16 protein-coding genes are annotated in these 12,845 nt (G+C 68.7%); 12 read left to right on the top strand and 4 right to left on the bottom strand.

The features are described from left to right. The first annotated feature begins 302 nt into the window (after positions 1-302). Together glmM and V5F48_RS00465 are read left to right on the top strand one after the other, a co-directional pair. Positions 303-1,646, top strand: coding sequence for a phosphoglucosamine mutase (glmM, locus tag V5F48_RS00470; protein WP_394038982.1), 1,344 nt, complete (start codon positions 303-305; stop codon positions 1,644-1,646). Positions 1,647-1,740: 94 nt separating this feature from the next. After that, positions 1,741-2,451, top strand: a complete 711-nt coding sequence (locus tag V5F48_RS00465) for an outer membrane protein (protein ID WP_394038980.1) — start codon at positions 1,741-1,743, stop codon at positions 2,449-2,451. Between the two features lie 28 nt (positions 2,452-2,479). Here the strand turns inward: V5F48_RS00465 and V5F48_RS00460 are convergent, their stop codons facing one another. After that, positions 2,480-2,887: a response regulator transcription factor gene (locus V5F48_RS00460; protein ID WP_394038978.1), complete on the bottom strand. Its 408-nt coding sequence runs from the start codon at positions 2,885-2,887 to the stop codon at positions 2,480-2,482. After that, positions 2,887-3,285 (bottom strand): response regulator, encoded by a 399-nt coding sequence (locus tag V5F48_RS00455; protein WP_394038976.1) that lies wholly within the window; start codon positions 3,283-3,285, stop codon positions 2,887-2,889. Before V5F48_RS00455 ends, V5F48_RS00460 begins: the two co-directional genes overlap by 1 nt. A 253-nt stretch (positions 3,286-3,538) precedes the next feature. Here V5F48_RS00455 and V5F48_RS00450 point away from each other — a divergent pair, with 253 nt between their 5' ends. Further along, complete coding sequence (locus V5F48_RS00450) at positions 3,539-4,498, top strand: 2-hydroxyacid dehydrogenase (protein ID WP_394038974.1); 960 nt, start codon at positions 3,539-3,541, stop codon at positions 4,496-4,498. 42 nt (positions 4,499-4,540) lie between these two features. Here V5F48_RS00450 and V5F48_RS00445 read toward each other — a convergent pair whose 3' ends face one another. After that, the gene (locus V5F48_RS00445) at positions 4,541-4,963 is read right to left on the bottom strand and encodes a YciI family protein (RefSeq protein WP_394038973.1); all 423 of its coding nucleotides are present in this window, start codon (positions 4,961-4,963) and stop codon (positions 4,541-4,543) included. A 199-nt stretch (positions 4,964-5,162) separates the two neighbouring features. Here V5F48_RS00445 and argJ point away from each other — a divergent pair, with 199 nt between their 5' ends. From argJ to leuB, 7 genes are all read left to right on the top strand, one after another. After that, positions 5,163-6,404 (top strand): bifunctional glutamate N-acetyltransferase/amino-acid acetyltransferase ArgJ, encoded by a 1,242-nt coding sequence (gene argJ / locus V5F48_RS00440; protein WP_394038971.1) that lies wholly within the window; start codon positions 5,163-5,165, stop codon positions 6,402-6,404. Between the two features lie 53 nt (positions 6,405-6,457). Continuing rightward, complete coding sequence (locus V5F48_RS00435; protein WP_394038969.1) at positions 6,458-6,751, top strand: AbrB/MazE/SpoVT family DNA-binding domain-containing protein; 294 nt, start codon at positions 6,458-6,460, stop codon at positions 6,749-6,751. Next, positions 6,751-7,083 carry a type II toxin-antitoxin system PemK/MazF family toxin gene (locus V5F48_RS00430; RefSeq protein ID WP_394038967.1) on the top strand — a complete coding sequence of 111 codons (333 nt, stop codon included), beginning with the start codon at positions 6,751-6,753 and terminating at the stop codon, positions 7,081-7,083. The genes V5F48_RS00435 and V5F48_RS00430 overlap by 1 nt, the downstream gene beginning before the upstream one ends. Then, positions 7,080-7,517, top strand: a complete 438-nt coding sequence (locus tag V5F48_RS00425; RefSeq protein WP_394038965.1) for a (deoxy)nucleoside triphosphate pyrophosphohydrolase — start codon at positions 7,080-7,082, stop codon at positions 7,515-7,517. Before V5F48_RS00430 ends, V5F48_RS00425 begins: the two co-directional genes overlap by 4 nt. A gap of 24 nt (positions 7,518-7,541) precedes the next feature. Next, a complete protein-coding gene (yddG, locus tag V5F48_RS00420; RefSeq protein ID WP_394038963.1) occupies positions 7,542-8,396 on the top strand; it encodes an aromatic amino acid exporter YddG in 855 nt (284 codons plus the stop codon). 44 nt (positions 8,397-8,440) lie between these two features. Then, positions 8,441-9,292, top strand: a complete 852-nt coding sequence (locus tag V5F48_RS00415) for an SDR family NAD(P)-dependent oxidoreductase (RefSeq protein ID WP_394039488.1) — start codon at positions 8,441-8,443, stop codon at positions 9,290-9,292. Positions 9,293-9,472: 180 nt separating this feature from the next. Continuing rightward, positions 9,473-10,585, top strand: a complete 1,113-nt coding sequence (gene leuB / locus V5F48_RS00410) for a 3-isopropylmalate dehydrogenase (RefSeq protein ID WP_394038961.1) — start codon at positions 9,473-9,475, stop codon at positions 10,583-10,585. Between the two features lie 90 nt (positions 10,586-10,675). Here the strand turns inward: leuB and V5F48_RS00405 are convergent, their stop codons facing one another. After that, positions 10,676-11,017, bottom strand: coding sequence for a rhodanese-like domain-containing protein (locus V5F48_RS00405; RefSeq protein WP_394038959.1), 342 nt, complete (start codon positions 11,015-11,017; stop codon positions 10,676-10,678). A 306-nt stretch (positions 11,018-11,323) separates the two neighbouring features. Here V5F48_RS00405 and V5F48_RS00400 point away from each other — a divergent pair, with 306 nt between their 5' ends. Together V5F48_RS00400 and meaB are read left to right on the top strand one after the other, a co-directional pair. Continuing rightward, positions 11,324-11,638 carry a glycine zipper domain-containing protein gene (locus tag V5F48_RS00400; protein ID WP_394038957.1) on the top strand — a complete coding sequence of 105 codons (315 nt, stop codon included), beginning with the start codon at positions 11,324-11,326 and terminating at the stop codon, positions 11,636-11,638. 218 nt (positions 11,639-11,856) lie between these two features. Next, entirely contained in the window at positions 11,857-12,816 is a 960-nt protein-coding gene (gene meaB / locus V5F48_RS00395; protein ID WP_394038955.1) for a methylmalonyl Co-A mutase-associated GTPase MeaB, read from the top strand. Positions 12,817-12,845: the final 29 nt, after the last annotated feature.

Here is a 12,845-nt window from a genome sequence, read left to right as displayed (position 1 = left end):
GCAAAGAATCAACGGAGCCCTAGCATTGCGCGCGGGGCCGGCGCAATCTTCGCCTTAACCCTGCGTTTGGGCCTGAAGGCTAGGCTCTGCAGGGTGTCGTGCCTTGCCCTGCGGCCAAGGCATTGTTTTTGACACTTTTGCAGCCGTAGAGAACAGGCGTCCGGGCCGTCGTCCCGGCGCGGGGGAGCTTTGCTTCATTGCGCACGGGTCACGAGAAGTGATCGCGCGCCGCGCGCGAAGGATGATAAGGCAGATAAACCCTGTGGAATCAGTGCCCGCGCCAGCGTGGAGCAAGAGGGAACATGTCGCGCAAATATTTCGGAACGGACGGTGTGCGCGGGCGCGCCAACGCAACGCTCACGGCCGATCTGGCGCTGCGGGTCGGCATGGCGGCCGGCCTGATCTTCCAGCGGGGCGAATACCGCCACCGCGTGGTCATCGGCAAGGACACCCGCCTGTCCGGCTACATGATCGAGAACGCTCTGGTGGCGGGCTTCACCTCCGTGGGCATGGACGTGCTGCTGCTCGGCCCGGTGCCGACGCCTGCGGTGGGCATGCTCACCCGCTCCATGCGCGCCGACCTCGGCGTGATGATCTCGGCCTCGCACAATCCGTTCGACGACAACGGCATCAAGCTGTTCGGCCCCGACGGCTTCAAGCTCTCCGACGAGGTGGAGCGGGAGATCGAGGAACTGATCGACGAGGACATGGCCAAGCGCCTCGCCAAGCCCGCCGAGATCGGCCGGGCCAAGCGGCTGGAAGGCGTGCACGCCCGTTATATCGAATATGCCAAGCGCACCCTGCCGCGCGACCAGACCTTCGACGGCATCCGCGTGGTGGTGGATTGCGCCAATGGCGCCGGCTACAAGGTCGCGCCGGAAGCCCTGTGGGAGCTGGGTGCCGACGTGGTCTCCATCGGCGTCGAGCCCGATGGCATGAACATCAACCGCGACGTGGGCTCCACCTCGCCGGCCGCTCTCTCCGCCAAGGTGCGGGAAGTGCGTGCCGACATCGGCATCGCCCTTGATGGTGACGCCGACCGGGTGATCATCGTGGACGAGAAGGGCCACGTGGTGGACGGCGACCAGCTGATGGCGGTGGTGGCCGAGAGCTTCAAGGAAGACGGCCGCCTCGCCCGCAGCGGGCTGGTGGCCACCGTCATGTCCAATCTGGGCCTGGAGCGGCATCTGGCGGGGGAGGGCATCTCGCTGGCCCGCACCGCCGTGGGCGACCGCTACGTGCTCGAACGCATGCGTGCGGACGGCTACAATGTGGGCGGCGAGCAGTCCGGCCATATCATCCTGTCGGATTATTCCACCACCGGCGACGGCCTCGTGGCCGCGCTGCAGGTGCTCGCCGTGGTGGCGCGGCGGGGCAAGCCGGTGTCCGAGGTGTGCCATCGCTTTGATCCGCTGCCGCAGATCCTCAAGAATGTGCGCTACGCCAGCGGCCGCCCGCTGGAGGACGAGAAGGTGAAGATCGTGATCGCCGATGCGGAGCGCCGCCTCGCCAATCACGGGCGCCTGCTCATCCGCCCCTCGGGTACCGAGCCGGTGATCCGCGTGATGGGCGAGGGCGACGACCGCGACCTGGTGGAGACTGTGGTCGACGACGTCATCGACGTGCTCCAGAAGGTCGCCGCCTGAGCGCCCGCTTAACCGTTCGTCAGGGTTAATCCGGCCTTAAAACTTGCCGTGCGAGGGTCCGCTTCGAAAGCGGATCTTGGCACGGGTTCAAGCAATGGTGCGGTTTTGGAGTGCGGGGCGTTCTCTTCTCGTCGGCGCGGCGGCGTTGGCCTTGCTGTCGGCCGGAACGGCGGCACGGGCGGCTGACCCGGAGACCGCCGATATGCTGGCCAAGCTTGGCCGCCCCGGCGATTTCTCCCTCGCGCCGCCCGATGTTTCGGACGATGCGCCATCCGGCTGGTACATGCGGGCGGACGCCGGCTATGTGGCCTCCACCGGCGCGCGCGTCACCACTGCCGACGTGCCGGCGGGGCTCGACCTGTCCGGCTCGGGCTGGTCGGTGGGTGGTGGCCTTGGGTACCGCCTCTTGCCATTCCTGCGCGGCGAGGTGAGCCTCGATTATCTCGATCTCGGCTCGGCCCGCAACGGGGGCGCTGAGCTGTCCGCCAATGCGACGGTGGCTCTGGCGAGCCTGTACTGGGACATGGTGACCCTCGCCGGTTTCACGCCCTATCTCAGCGCCGGGGCTGGTTTTTCCATCACCACGCTCGATGTGGCCCCGGCCGCGTTCGGTCCGGCGGTGAATGACTGGCAGTTCGCGTGGTCGGCGGGCGCGGGGGTGTCCTATGGGCTCAGCGCCGACCTCAGCCTCGACCTGAGCTACCGTTACCTCGATCTTGGCTCCCCGTCGTCCGCGGGGATGTTGGCGGTGAGCGACATGGTCGCCCATCAGGTGCGCTTCGGCGTGCGCTACATGCTGCGGTGAGCGCGCCGGCACAGGCCGGCAAAGGCCTTCAGCGCTTGTGCGCGCGGCGGGCCATGAGCCAGCGAATGCGGTCACCGAGCTGCTGGGGCTGATAGGGCTTGTCGACCGCCGGTCCGTCCTCGCACAGGTCGGTGGCCTGGGCGGCGGCCATGGCGGGGGAGCCGGCCAGGACCACATCCATGTGGGGATGGATCTCCCGCAGCCAGCGGGCCAGGGCGAAGCCTTCCCGGTCTCCGGTGGCGGCGGCGTCGGCGAGCACGATATCGATGCCCTCCGCCTCCACGTCGAGGATCAACGCTGCCTCCGCGCCGGTCGCCGCCTCCAGCACCCGGTAGCCGCAGCCGCGCAGATAGTCGGCGATGACATGGCGCACCAGGATATCGGTCTCCACCACCAGAATGGTGGGGCAGGGCTCGGTTGCGTTGGGTTCGGACATCAGGATGATCCGCCTGCGAACTGGGCGTGGATGAGCTGGATCACGGTTTCCACGCTGTAGGGCTTGGCGAGGAAGGGGGCGACCATGGCCGCGACCGCGCCGTCCATGTGGCCCGAGGTGAGGATCACGGGCAGGTCGGGCCGCTCTGCCTTCAGCATACGGGCAAACTCGTAGCCATCGAGCTTGCCCTCGGTGCGCACGTCGGTGAACACCACGTCCACATGGAGGCCGGCGACGATGGCCTCATAGGCCTCCTGCGCCGAGGCCGCCTCGATGACCGTGAGGCCGGAATGCCGCAGTTCGGCGGCGGTGACCAGCCGGACGAGGGCGTCGTCCTCGACCAGCAGCACGGTGCGGGCGGCGGGGGCCGTACTTGGCGCAAGACCTTGAACTGACATGATCCGATGGTTCTTCCGGCAACATCGCACCAGAGAACGCAGCGGTCGCGCTCCGGTTCCGCCCGATTTGAAAGAGTGGCGGGGAAATCGGGAAAGCCGGTGCCCGCCATCCCGACCCTCGCTGGGCCGACGCCTCCCGGCCGCAGCAAGAGCACGAGGCCTTGCCGCTTGGCGGGCGTCGGCGTGCCGGGCTACGAACGGGTCGTCAGCACCGCCGCGATGCGGGCCGCGGCGCCGGCGGAGGGGATGGAACGTGAGCGAGCAGGCCAGAGGGGCGCTGGTGTTCTACAGCGCCGTGGACATCGGGCAGGACTGGAAGAGCGCCCTTCAGGCCGTCAGTCCCGGCCTCGACGTGCGGATCGCGCGGGCGGGGGACGGTCATGTGGAAGGCGATCCGGCGGAGGTGCGCTACGCCCTCGCCTGGAAGCCGCCCCACGGCTTCTTCGCCCGCTTCCCCAACCTGAAGCTTGTCATCAATCTCGGCGCCGGTGTGGATGCCCTGGTGGCGCGGGACGATTTGCCTGACGTGCCCGTCACCCGCCTCAGCGACCCGAACATGTCGCAGATGATGGCGTCGTTCGTGCTGTTCTGCGTGCTGCGCCACGCCCGCGAGATTCCCACTTTTGAGCGGGCGCAGCGGGAGGGGCGCTGGCACTATGTGCATCCGCGCACGGCCGGCGAGATCGCTGTGGGCGTGCTGGGCCTCGGGGATCTGGGCGCGGCAGCGGCGCTGGAACTGGCCCGGCAGGGTTTTGACGTGCGCGGATGGTCGCGCACCGCCAAGGCGCTGGAGGGCGTCTCTTGCTTCCACGGCCTCGATGCCTTGCCCGGCTTCCTCGCCGGCAGCGAGATCGTGGTGGTGATGCTGCCCCTCACGCCGCAGACGCGCGGGCTGCTGAATGCCGCGCGCCTCGCGCACCTGCCGAAGGGCGCCAAGTTCATCAACGTGGCCCGCGGCCCGGTGGTGGACGAGGCGGCGCTCATCGACGCGCTCCGCTCAGGCCACATTTCCGAGGCGACCCTCGATGTGTTCGAGGTGGAGCCCCTGCCCGCCGAAAGCCCGCTCTGGGCCATGGACAACGTGCTGGTGACGCCGCACCTCGCCTCCATCGCCATCCCGCGTACCGCCGCGCCGCAGATCGTGGAGAATATCCGGCGGATCGAGGCGGGCGAGCAGGTTTTGAACCGGGTGGACCGCAAGCGGGGCTATTGAAGCGCGAGGGGATGCCCCTCGCGCGCGGGGCGGCCGGTCCCGTCAGCGCTTTGCGATGGTCTCGCGGGCGCGGTCGTGGGGTGCGACTGCCTCAGGGGTCACGGCGTCGCCGAAGTCGGCCATCTCGTAGAGCGGGCGGATCTCGATCTCGCTCGGGCCGGGCATGGGGTTGGGGCAGCGCTTCACCCAGGCCACCGCCTCCTCCATGTCCTTGACCTCCCACAGCCAATAGCCGGCGATCAGCTCCTTGGTTTCAGCGAAGGGGCCGTCCATGACGATGCGGCTCGTCCCGTCGAAGGCGATGCGCTTGCCCTTCGAGGACGGCTTCAGGCCGTCGCCGGACAGCATGATGCCCGCATTGGCCAGATCCTCGTTGAACCTGCCCATGGCCTCCAGCAGTTCGGACGAGGGCATGAAGCCCGCTTCGCTGTCGGCCGTCGCCTTCACGATCACCATCACGCGCATGTCGCTCTCCTCGGGTTTGCGCGGGCCAGGCCGGCCTGCTCCCTCCAAGGACGGCCTTCTCCGGCCGTCCCGACATCCCGGTCATAATTTACCCAGGGTGATGCGGCCGCATAGCCCGGCGTGACGGCGGCGACATCGGCGCCCTTGCCTTGACCCTGAAGCTGCGGCACACGAGATGCGCCATCACCGGGGAACAGCCATGTCGTCGACCATCTCTCCCCTCGCGCCCAAGTTCGTGCCCGAATTGCTGCCGGTGCCCGGGGTAACTTTCACCACTGCCGCCGCCGGCATCCGCTATTTTGGGCGCACCGACGTCCTGGTCATGTCGTTCGTGCCCGGCACCACGGTGGCCGGCGTCACCACCAAGTCCCTGTGCCCGTCCGCACCGGTGGAGTGGTGCCGCGAGCTGCTGAAGAAGGGCAAGGCCCGCGCCCTGGTGGTGAATTCCGGCAATGCCAATGCCTTCACCGGCCTCAAGGGCCGCGAGGCCACCCAGCTCACCGCCGAGATTGCTTCCGTCGCGCTGGGCTGCAAGACCTCGGAGGTGTTCCTTGCCTCCACCGGCGTCATCGGCGAGCCGCTGGACGCCACCAAGTTCGAGGGCGCGCTGACCGAGGCCGCCGGCCGCCTCGTGGACTGGCCGTGGCTCGACGCCGCCCGCGCCATCATGACCACCGACACCTTCCCCAAGCTTGCCACCGCCCAGGTGCTGCTGGGCGACGTGCCGGTGACCATCAACGGCATCGCCAAGGGCGCCGGCATGATCGCCCCTGATATGGCGACCATGCTCTCCTTCGTCTTCACCGACGCGCCCATTGCCGCCGGCGTGCTGCAGGAGCTGCTCTCCAAGGGGGTGAGGAATACCTTCAACGCCGTCACCATTGATGGCGACACCTCCACCTCCGACACGCTGCTGCTGTTCGCCACCGGCGCCGCCAAGGCGCGCGGCGCGAAGGTGGTGAAGAGCGTGGACGATCCCGACCTGCGCGCCTTCCGCCGCGCGCTGGTGGACCTGCTCGCCGACCTCGCCGAACAGGTGGCCCGCGATGGCGAGGGCGCCCGCAAGCTGCTGCGCATCCAGGTGACCGGGGCGGTGTCGAAAAAGTCGGCGCGGCGCATCGCCATGTCCATCGCCAACTCGCCGCTGGTGAAGACCGCCGTGGCCGGCGAGGATGCCAACTGGGGCCGGGTGGTGATGGCCGTGGGCAAGGCCGGCGAGCCCGCCGATCGCGACCGTCTCACCATCGCCTTCGGCGACTATCGCGTCGCCCATGAAGGCGCGCGCGATCCCGATTACGACGAGGCCGTGGTCTCCCACTACATGCGGAACGACGTGATCGACCTGTTCGTGGACCTCGGCCTCGGCCGCGGCTCCGACCGGGTGCTCACCTGCGACCTCACCAAGGAATACGTGGCGATCAACGGGGATTATCGCTCGTGAGGCTTGCGCGTCCGGAGAGTGCGGTTATATTTGGATATAACTGAGGTCCGGTCATGGCATATGCAAACCTGCGCAAGGTCGGCGGATCGGTGATGCTTGCGATCCCGCCGACGATCCTCGATCAACTCTCCCTCGCCCAAGGCGCGGGCGTGGAGCTATCCGTTGAGGGCGAGACGCTGGTGGTCCGCTTGCGCCGGCCCCGCTACACCCTCGACCAGTTGCTGGCCGAGGAGGAGGGGGAGTTGTCTGCACGCGAAGAGATGCAGCAGGTCCGCGTTCCGGGCGAGGGCCTTGAACCTGACGACACATGGCAGAGCGACGCCGCCATCGGCGACGAACTGATTTGATGGAGCGAGGCGACATCTACAAGGTTTCGCTGGATCCCACCGAGGGACGCGAGCAGCAGGGATTTCGCCGCGTCCTCGTGGTTTCACCCGGCAAGTTCAACCGCCTCACCGGGACGCCGCTCGTGGTGCCGATCACCACCGGAGGCGGCTTTGCCCGTAACATCGGCTTCTCCGTTCCGCTTACGGGCAGTGGCCTCGACACCACCGGCATTGTGAGGTGCGATCAGGCCCGCTCGCTCGATTTCAAGGCGCGGCGTGCGCAGCGGGTGGAGGCGGCGCCGGCCCATATTGTGGACGAAGTCCTCGCCAAGCTATCGACCCTGCTCGAATGACAGAATCCGCACCAAAGCCGGCACCCCCCCTCAAGATCACCCTCGTCGCCGCCTGCGCCCTGGTGGACGCGGACGGCCGCGTGCTGGTGGCCCAGCGGCCGGAGGGCAAGGCGCTGGCCGGCCTTTGGGAGTTTCCCGGTGGCAAGGTGGAGCCGGGGGAGCGGCCGGAACAGACGCTCATCCGCGAGCTGGACGAGGAATTGGGCATCACGGTGAAGGAGGCCTGCCTTGCCCCGCTCACCTTCGCGAGCCACGCCTACGAGACCTTCCATCTGCTGATGCCCCTGTGGATTTGCCGCCGCTGGGAGGGCACCATCCAGCGCAAGGAGCACCAGGCGCTGCAATGGCTGCGCCCCGCGCGCCTGCGCGACGTGCCCATGCCCCCCGCCGACGAGCCGCTGATCCCCGCCCTCATCGACCTGCTCGGCCCCTGAGCCGCGCGCCGTGATCTGCGCGTCATGACCTCCGCCACCGCCACCCGCATCGGCCTGCTCGCCATCCTGCTATGGGCGACCCTTGCCGTGCTGACGGCGGCGACGGGGCAGGTGCCGCCCTTCCTCCTCACCGCGCTCACCTTCGCTATCGGTGGGGCGGTGGGCGTGGGGGCGGCGCTGGCCGGGCCGGGGCTGGGCGTGCTGGTGCAGCGGCCGCTGGCCTATCTGCATGGGGTGGGGGGCCTGTTCGGCTACCATTTCCTCTATTTCACCGCGCTGAAATGGGCGCCGCCGGCGGAAGCCGGCCTCATCAACTATCTGTGGCCGCTGCTCATCGTGCTGCTGTCGGCCCTCCTGCCCGGCGGCGGGCTGAAGCGCGTCCATGTCATTGGCGCCCTGCTGGGCTTTGCCGGCACGGTGGTGCTGCTGCTGGGGAAAGGCGGCTTTGCCGGCATCGAGGCGCGCTATGCGCCGGGCTATCTGGCCGCCTTCGCCTGCGCCTTCATCTGGTCGTCCTATTCGGTGGCGTCGCGCCATTTCGCGGATGTGCCCACCCAGGCGGTGGCCGGCTTCTGCCTTGCCACGGCGGTGCTGGCGGGCCTGTGCCATCTGGCGCTGGAGCGCACCGTGTGGCCGTCCGGCGCGCTGGAATGGGCGGCGGTGGTGCTGCTCGGCATTGGCCCGGTGGGGCTGGCCTTCTACACCTGGGACATCGGCATGAAGCGGGGCGACGTGCGCCTTTTGGGCGTCGCCTCCTATGCCGCGCCGGTTTTGTCCACGCTGCTGCTGGTGGCGACGGGCTTTGCCGCGCCGTCCTGGTCACTGGCGCTCGCCTGCGCCCTCATCGTCGGGGGAGCCTTCGTCGCCACCCGGCGTTGAGACGGCACGCCCCCTGAAGGAGAACAGCCATGTCGCCTGCCGCCATCTCCCATCCCGCCCTTGCTCCCGATGCCGTGGCGGTCGTGACCGGGGGCGCCTCCGGCATCGGCCTTGCCGCCGCCGCCCGCTTCGCCGCGCTGGGCATGAAGGTGGCTATCGCCGACCTGCCGGGGGAAAAGCTGGAGGCCGCCGCCGTCCGCCTCGCGGGCATCGCGACCGGCGGGGCGGCCGATGTGCTCGCCGTCGCCACGGACGTGAGCGAACTGTCCGACATCGAGCGGCTGGAAGCCGAGGTGGCGGAGCGCTTCGGCGGCACGGACGTGCTCCTGAACAATGCCGGCATCCAGCCCGGCAGCGCGCTGTTCGGCCCGCTGGCGAACTGGGAAAAGGTGATCGCGGTGAATCTGTGGGGCATCATCCTCGGCTCCCGGGTGTTCGGGCCGAAGATGATCGCCCGCGGCAGGCCGGGGCTCATCGTCAATACCGGCTCCAAGCAGGGCATCACCACCCCGCCGGGGGACCCGGCCTACAACGTCTCCAAGGCCGGGGTGAAGGTGTTCACCGAAGCCCTCGCCCATGAGCTGCGCAACACGCCGGATTGCGCCGTCACCGCGCATCTGTTCATCCCCGGCTTCGTGTTCACCCCGCTCGCGGCGGGCGAGTGCACGCAGAAGCCGGCGGGGGCCTGGACGGCGGAACAGACCGTGGATTTCATGCTGGAGCGCCTCGAGGCCGGCGATTTCTACATTCTGTGCCCGGACAATGACGTGACCCGCGCCCTCGACCAGAAGCGCATCGCGTGGGCCGCGGGCGACATCATCGCCAACCGGCCGCCCTTGTCGCGCTGGCACAAGGACTACGCGGCCGCTTTCGCCGCCTTCGTGAAGGGCGGCTGACGCCGCACTGCAGCAACGATCTTGTGCCGGCGCCCTTGCGCTTCAGGAGGCGAGGCCGTAGCACTCCGCGCCGGAACCGCCGCCTTCAGGGGGGCGACAGCGGCAAGGCGGATCGAGGCCGGACGGCTCGACAGCCGCAGGCCCGGAAGAACGCCCAAGAGAACTCCAAGGACACCACCCATGGCCACCCACAAGCTGCTCCTCCTCGCCGGCGACGGCATCGGCCCCGAAGTGATGGCCGAGGTGAAACGGGTGGCCGCATGGCTCGACCAGGCGGGCCTTGCCTCCTTCGCCCTCGAAGAGGATCTGGTGGGCGGCTGCGCCTATGAGGCGCATGGCGTCGCCATTTCCGAGGCTGCCATGGCCAGCGCCAAGGCGGCGGACGCGATACTGCTCGGCGCCGTGGGCGGCCCCAAGTGGGCGAGCGTGCCCTATGAGGCGCGCCCCGAGGCGGGCCTGCTGCGCCTGCGCAAGGACCTGCAGCTGTTCGCCAACCTGCGTCCCGCCATCTGCTATCCGGCGCTGGCCGATGCCTCCTCCCTCAAGCGCGAGGTGGTGGAGGGGCTCGACATCCTGATCGTGCGCGAGCTGACGGGCGGCGTCTATTTCGGCGAGCCGAAGACCATCATCGACCTCGGCAACGCCCAGAAGCGGGCCATCGACACGCAGGTCTACGACACCTACGAGATCGAGCGCATCGCCGCCGTGGCCTTCGAACTGGCCCGCACCCGCCGCAACAAGGTGACCTCCTCCGAGAAGCACAATGTGATGAAGTCCGGTGTGCTCTGGAAGGAGGTGGTCACGGCCCTCCACGAGCGCGCCTACAAGGACGTGGAGCTGGAGCACAACCTGGCCGATTCGCTGGCCATGCAGCTGGTGCGCTGGCCCAAGCAGTATGACGTGATCGTCACCGACAATCTGTTCGGCGACATTCTCTCCGACATCGCCGCCATGCTCACCGGCTCGCTGGGCATGCTGCCCTCCGCCTCGCTGGGCGCGGCCGATCCGGCCACCGGCAAGCGCGCGGCGCTGTACGAGCCGGTGCACGGCTCGGCGCCGGACATCGCCGGCAAGGGCATCGCCAACCCCATCGCCATGATCGGCTCGCTGGCCATGGCCCTGCGCTATTCGTTCAACCAGGGCGAGGTGGCCGACCGCATCGACCAGGCCATCGCCGGCGTGCTGGCCTCCGGCAAGCGCACCGGCGACATCGCCGGGCCGGGCACGCAGACCATCGGCACGCAGGACATGGGCAAGGCGATCATCGCCGAGCTGGACGCCGCCACCGCTTGATCCGGCTTCGGGCCGGACACATGAAAACGCGCCGTCCGGGGGCCGGGCGGCGCGTTTTTCGTTTCGGATCGGTCTCGGGGGCTCTTCAGCTCAGCCGCGCTCGACCTCAAAACCGGCTTCGCGCCAGCCGATGATGCCGCCCTTCATGTGCTCCTCGTAGGCCAGTCCCGATTTCTGGGCATAGGCCGCGGCCTGCTGGGACCGCTGGCCCGAGCGGCAGGAGAAGACGAGGCGCTTGCCCGCCGGGTCGGGCAGGGCGGTGGGGTCGAACTTGCTCAGCGGAAAGGGCGTGGCGCCCGGGATGCGCTCGGCCTGGATCTCGTTCGTCTCGCGCACGTCCACGAGAAGGATGGTGCCGTCGGCGAGGCCCTGGCGGACCTCCGCCGGCGAAAGGTGCGTGATGGTCCCGCCGAAGGGGTTGCGTTCGCTCATGAATGTTTGTCCTGGGAACGAGGGTGCCGGAGCCTGCACCGAACTCACCTCGCGATGCAAGAGCCGTTCCGGGCGGTGCAGCATTCCAGTCCCGCACAGGCCCGCGTCTGCATGGAGGCATTATGGTAGATTGCCATCATAGCGTGCGCGCCGCCCTTTACGTCCGCGGACGGTGGATGCAGAACGGTTGCGAAGCTGCATGACGGCCGAACGTGCTGCTCATCTGGTGTTCATGTAGGCTTTGCTAGACCAGCATTCATCGCAGCACGCCACCGGTCGCATCCGGTTGCTGCGGAAAGGAAGATCATGACCATCCGTTCTGGCCTCGCCCTGGCCCTGGCCGTTGCCACCTTCGCCGGCACCGTGGCGCCTGCCGTGGCGCAGAACAACACGGTGGGTGGCGCGCTCATCGGCGGCACGGCGGGCGCGCTCATCGGCGGCGCCGTCACCGGCTCGGCCGGCGGCGTTGCGGCCGGCGCCGTCATCGGCGGTACCACCGGCGCCATCATCGGCAACCAGCAGGACCGCAACCGCGCGTACTACTTCTGGGGCAATGACGGCCGCTGCTATCTGCGCCAGAGCAATGGCGCGGTGGTGCGCGTGTCCCGCGGCAATTGCTGACCTGAAAGAATCCACGGCTGTTGATCGGTTCCGTTCCCCCGCACGGATCCGATCAGTGGGAGAGGCGCCGGCCCTGGCCGGCGCCTTTTTCCGTTGCGCGGCTCCCATGGCTCCGGTTGCATTGCAAGCGGATTACGCCTGCTCTCGGCTCGGGGTTCAGGGGGATTCACCCTGCAAATTGGTTCAATTTGCGCGGATCGCGCTCTAGACTTGCCGTCATGCTGTCTGCCCCCACTACCGCCGCCCGGCCGCCCATGCTCGATCTCGACACCGTGCGCACGGGTGGAAAGCGCGCGGTGGCCTCGGCGCTCGCGCTGGTGGAGACCCGTCGCGGCATGCCGGACCTCGTCGCCCTGCTCGATCAGGCGGCGCAGGCCGGCAAGGCCCATGTGTTGGGGTTGACCGGTCCGCCCGGCGTCGGCAAATCCACACTCACCAATGCCCTGGTGCAGCGCGCCCGCGCCGCATGCCGTACCGTGGCGGTCCTGGCGGTGGACCCGTCCTCGCGACGCACCGGTGGCGCCCTGCTGGGCGACCGCGCCCGCATGAAGACGGACCCGGAGGACCGCGGCGTGTTCGTGCGGTCCATGGCCGCACGCGACCGGCTCGGCGGCCTGTCGGACGATGCGGTGGCGGCGGTGGTGCTGCTGCGCGCCGTCTATGATCTCGTCATCGTGGAAACCGTGGGGGTCGGCCAGTCGGAGGCGGACATCTCCCTCGTCGCCGACACGGTGGTGCTGTGCATCCAGCCGGCCTCGGGCGACAGCCTGCAATTCATGAAGGCGGGCGTCATGGAACTGCCGGATATCATCGTCGTCACCAAGGCCGACATGGCGGAAGTGGCGCGCCGCGCGGCCTCGGAAGTGGCTGGTGCGCTTTCGCTTTCCGGCTCCGGGGCAGGGGGCTGGACAGTGCCGGTCATCCGCCTGTCCGCGGCGACGGGGGAGGGGCTGGAGGCGTTCGACGATGCGGTTTCGCGCCATCTCGCCTTCATGGACGAGGACGGCCGGCGCGCCGCGCACCGGGCGGCGCAGGAGGAAAAATGGGTGGAGGAGGCCGTCCGCGTGCGCTTCGGCACCCACGGCCTCGCCCGCGCCCGCCGCCTCGCGCTCAGTAGCCGGACACCGTTCGCCCGCGAGGCGGAACTCGCGATGCTGTTAACCGCCGGGCAAGGCTGATTGGACAATGCTCTTGCGTGTCACCGCCG

This window comes from Xanthobacter autotrophicus ATCC 700552 (assembly GCF_043194565.1).
In the GTDB taxonomy this organism is placed as follows: domain Bacteria; phylum Pseudomonadota; class Alphaproteobacteria; order Rhizobiales; family Xanthobacteraceae; genus Xanthobacter; species Xanthobacter autotrophicus_F.
This window is presented reverse-complemented; position numbering and strand designations above follow the sequence as displayed.

What these genes read in the sequence shown, in the direction of transcription:
- V5F48_RS00430 (WP_394038967.1), top strand. Translation starts at nt 6,751, where the DNA reads ATGGAGCGAGGCGACATCTACAAGGTTTCGCTGGATCCCACCGAGGGA.
- V5F48_RS00465 (WP_394038980.1), top strand. Translation starts at nt 1,741, where the DNA reads ATGGTGCGGTTTTGGAGTGCGGGGCGTTCTCTTCTCGTCGGCGCGGCG.
- glmM (WP_394038982.1), top strand. Translation starts at nt 303, where the DNA reads ATGTCGCGCAAATATTTCGGAACGGACGGTGTGCGCGGGCGCGCCAAC.
- V5F48_RS00445 (WP_394038973.1), bottom strand. Translation starts at nt 4,963, where the DNA reads ATGCGCGTGATGGTGATCGTGAAGGCGACGGCCGACAGCGAAGCGGGC.
- V5F48_RS00460 (WP_394038978.1), bottom strand. Translation starts at nt 2,887, where the DNA reads ATGTCCGAACCCAACGCAACCGAGCCCTGCCCCACCATTCTGGTGGTG.
- V5F48_RS00425 (WP_394038965.1), top strand. Translation starts at nt 7,080, where the DNA reads ATGACAGAATCCGCACCAAAGCCGGCACCCCCCCTCAAGATCACCCTC.
- yddG (WP_394038963.1), top strand. Translation starts at nt 7,542, where the DNA reads ATGACCTCCGCCACCGCCACCCGCATCGGCCTGCTCGCCATCCTGCTA.
- leuB (WP_394038961.1), top strand. Translation starts at nt 9,473, where the DNA reads ATGGCCACCCACAAGCTGCTCCTCCTCGCCGGCGACGGCATCGGCCCC.
- V5F48_RS00405 (WP_394038959.1), bottom strand. Translation starts at nt 11,017, where the DNA reads ATGAGCGAACGCAACCCCTTCGGCGGGACCATCACGCACCTTTCGCCG.
- argJ (WP_394038971.1), top strand. Translation starts at nt 5,163, where the DNA reads ATGTCGTCGACCATCTCTCCCCTCGCGCCCAAGTTCGTGCCCGAATTG.
- V5F48_RS00435 (WP_394038969.1), top strand. Translation starts at nt 6,458, where the DNA reads ATGGCATATGCAAACCTGCGCAAGGTCGGCGGATCGGTGATGCTTGCG.
- meaB (WP_394038955.1), top strand. Translation starts at nt 11,857, where the DNA reads ATGCTGTCTGCCCCCACTACCGCCGCCCGGCCGCCCATGCTCGATCTC.
- V5F48_RS00400 (WP_394038957.1), top strand. Translation starts at nt 11,324, where the DNA reads ATGACCATCCGTTCTGGCCTCGCCCTGGCCCTGGCCGTTGCCACCTTC.
- V5F48_RS00455 (WP_394038976.1), bottom strand. Translation starts at nt 3,285, where the DNA reads ATGTCAGTTCAAGGTCTTGCGCCAAGTACGGCCCCCGCCGCCCGCACC.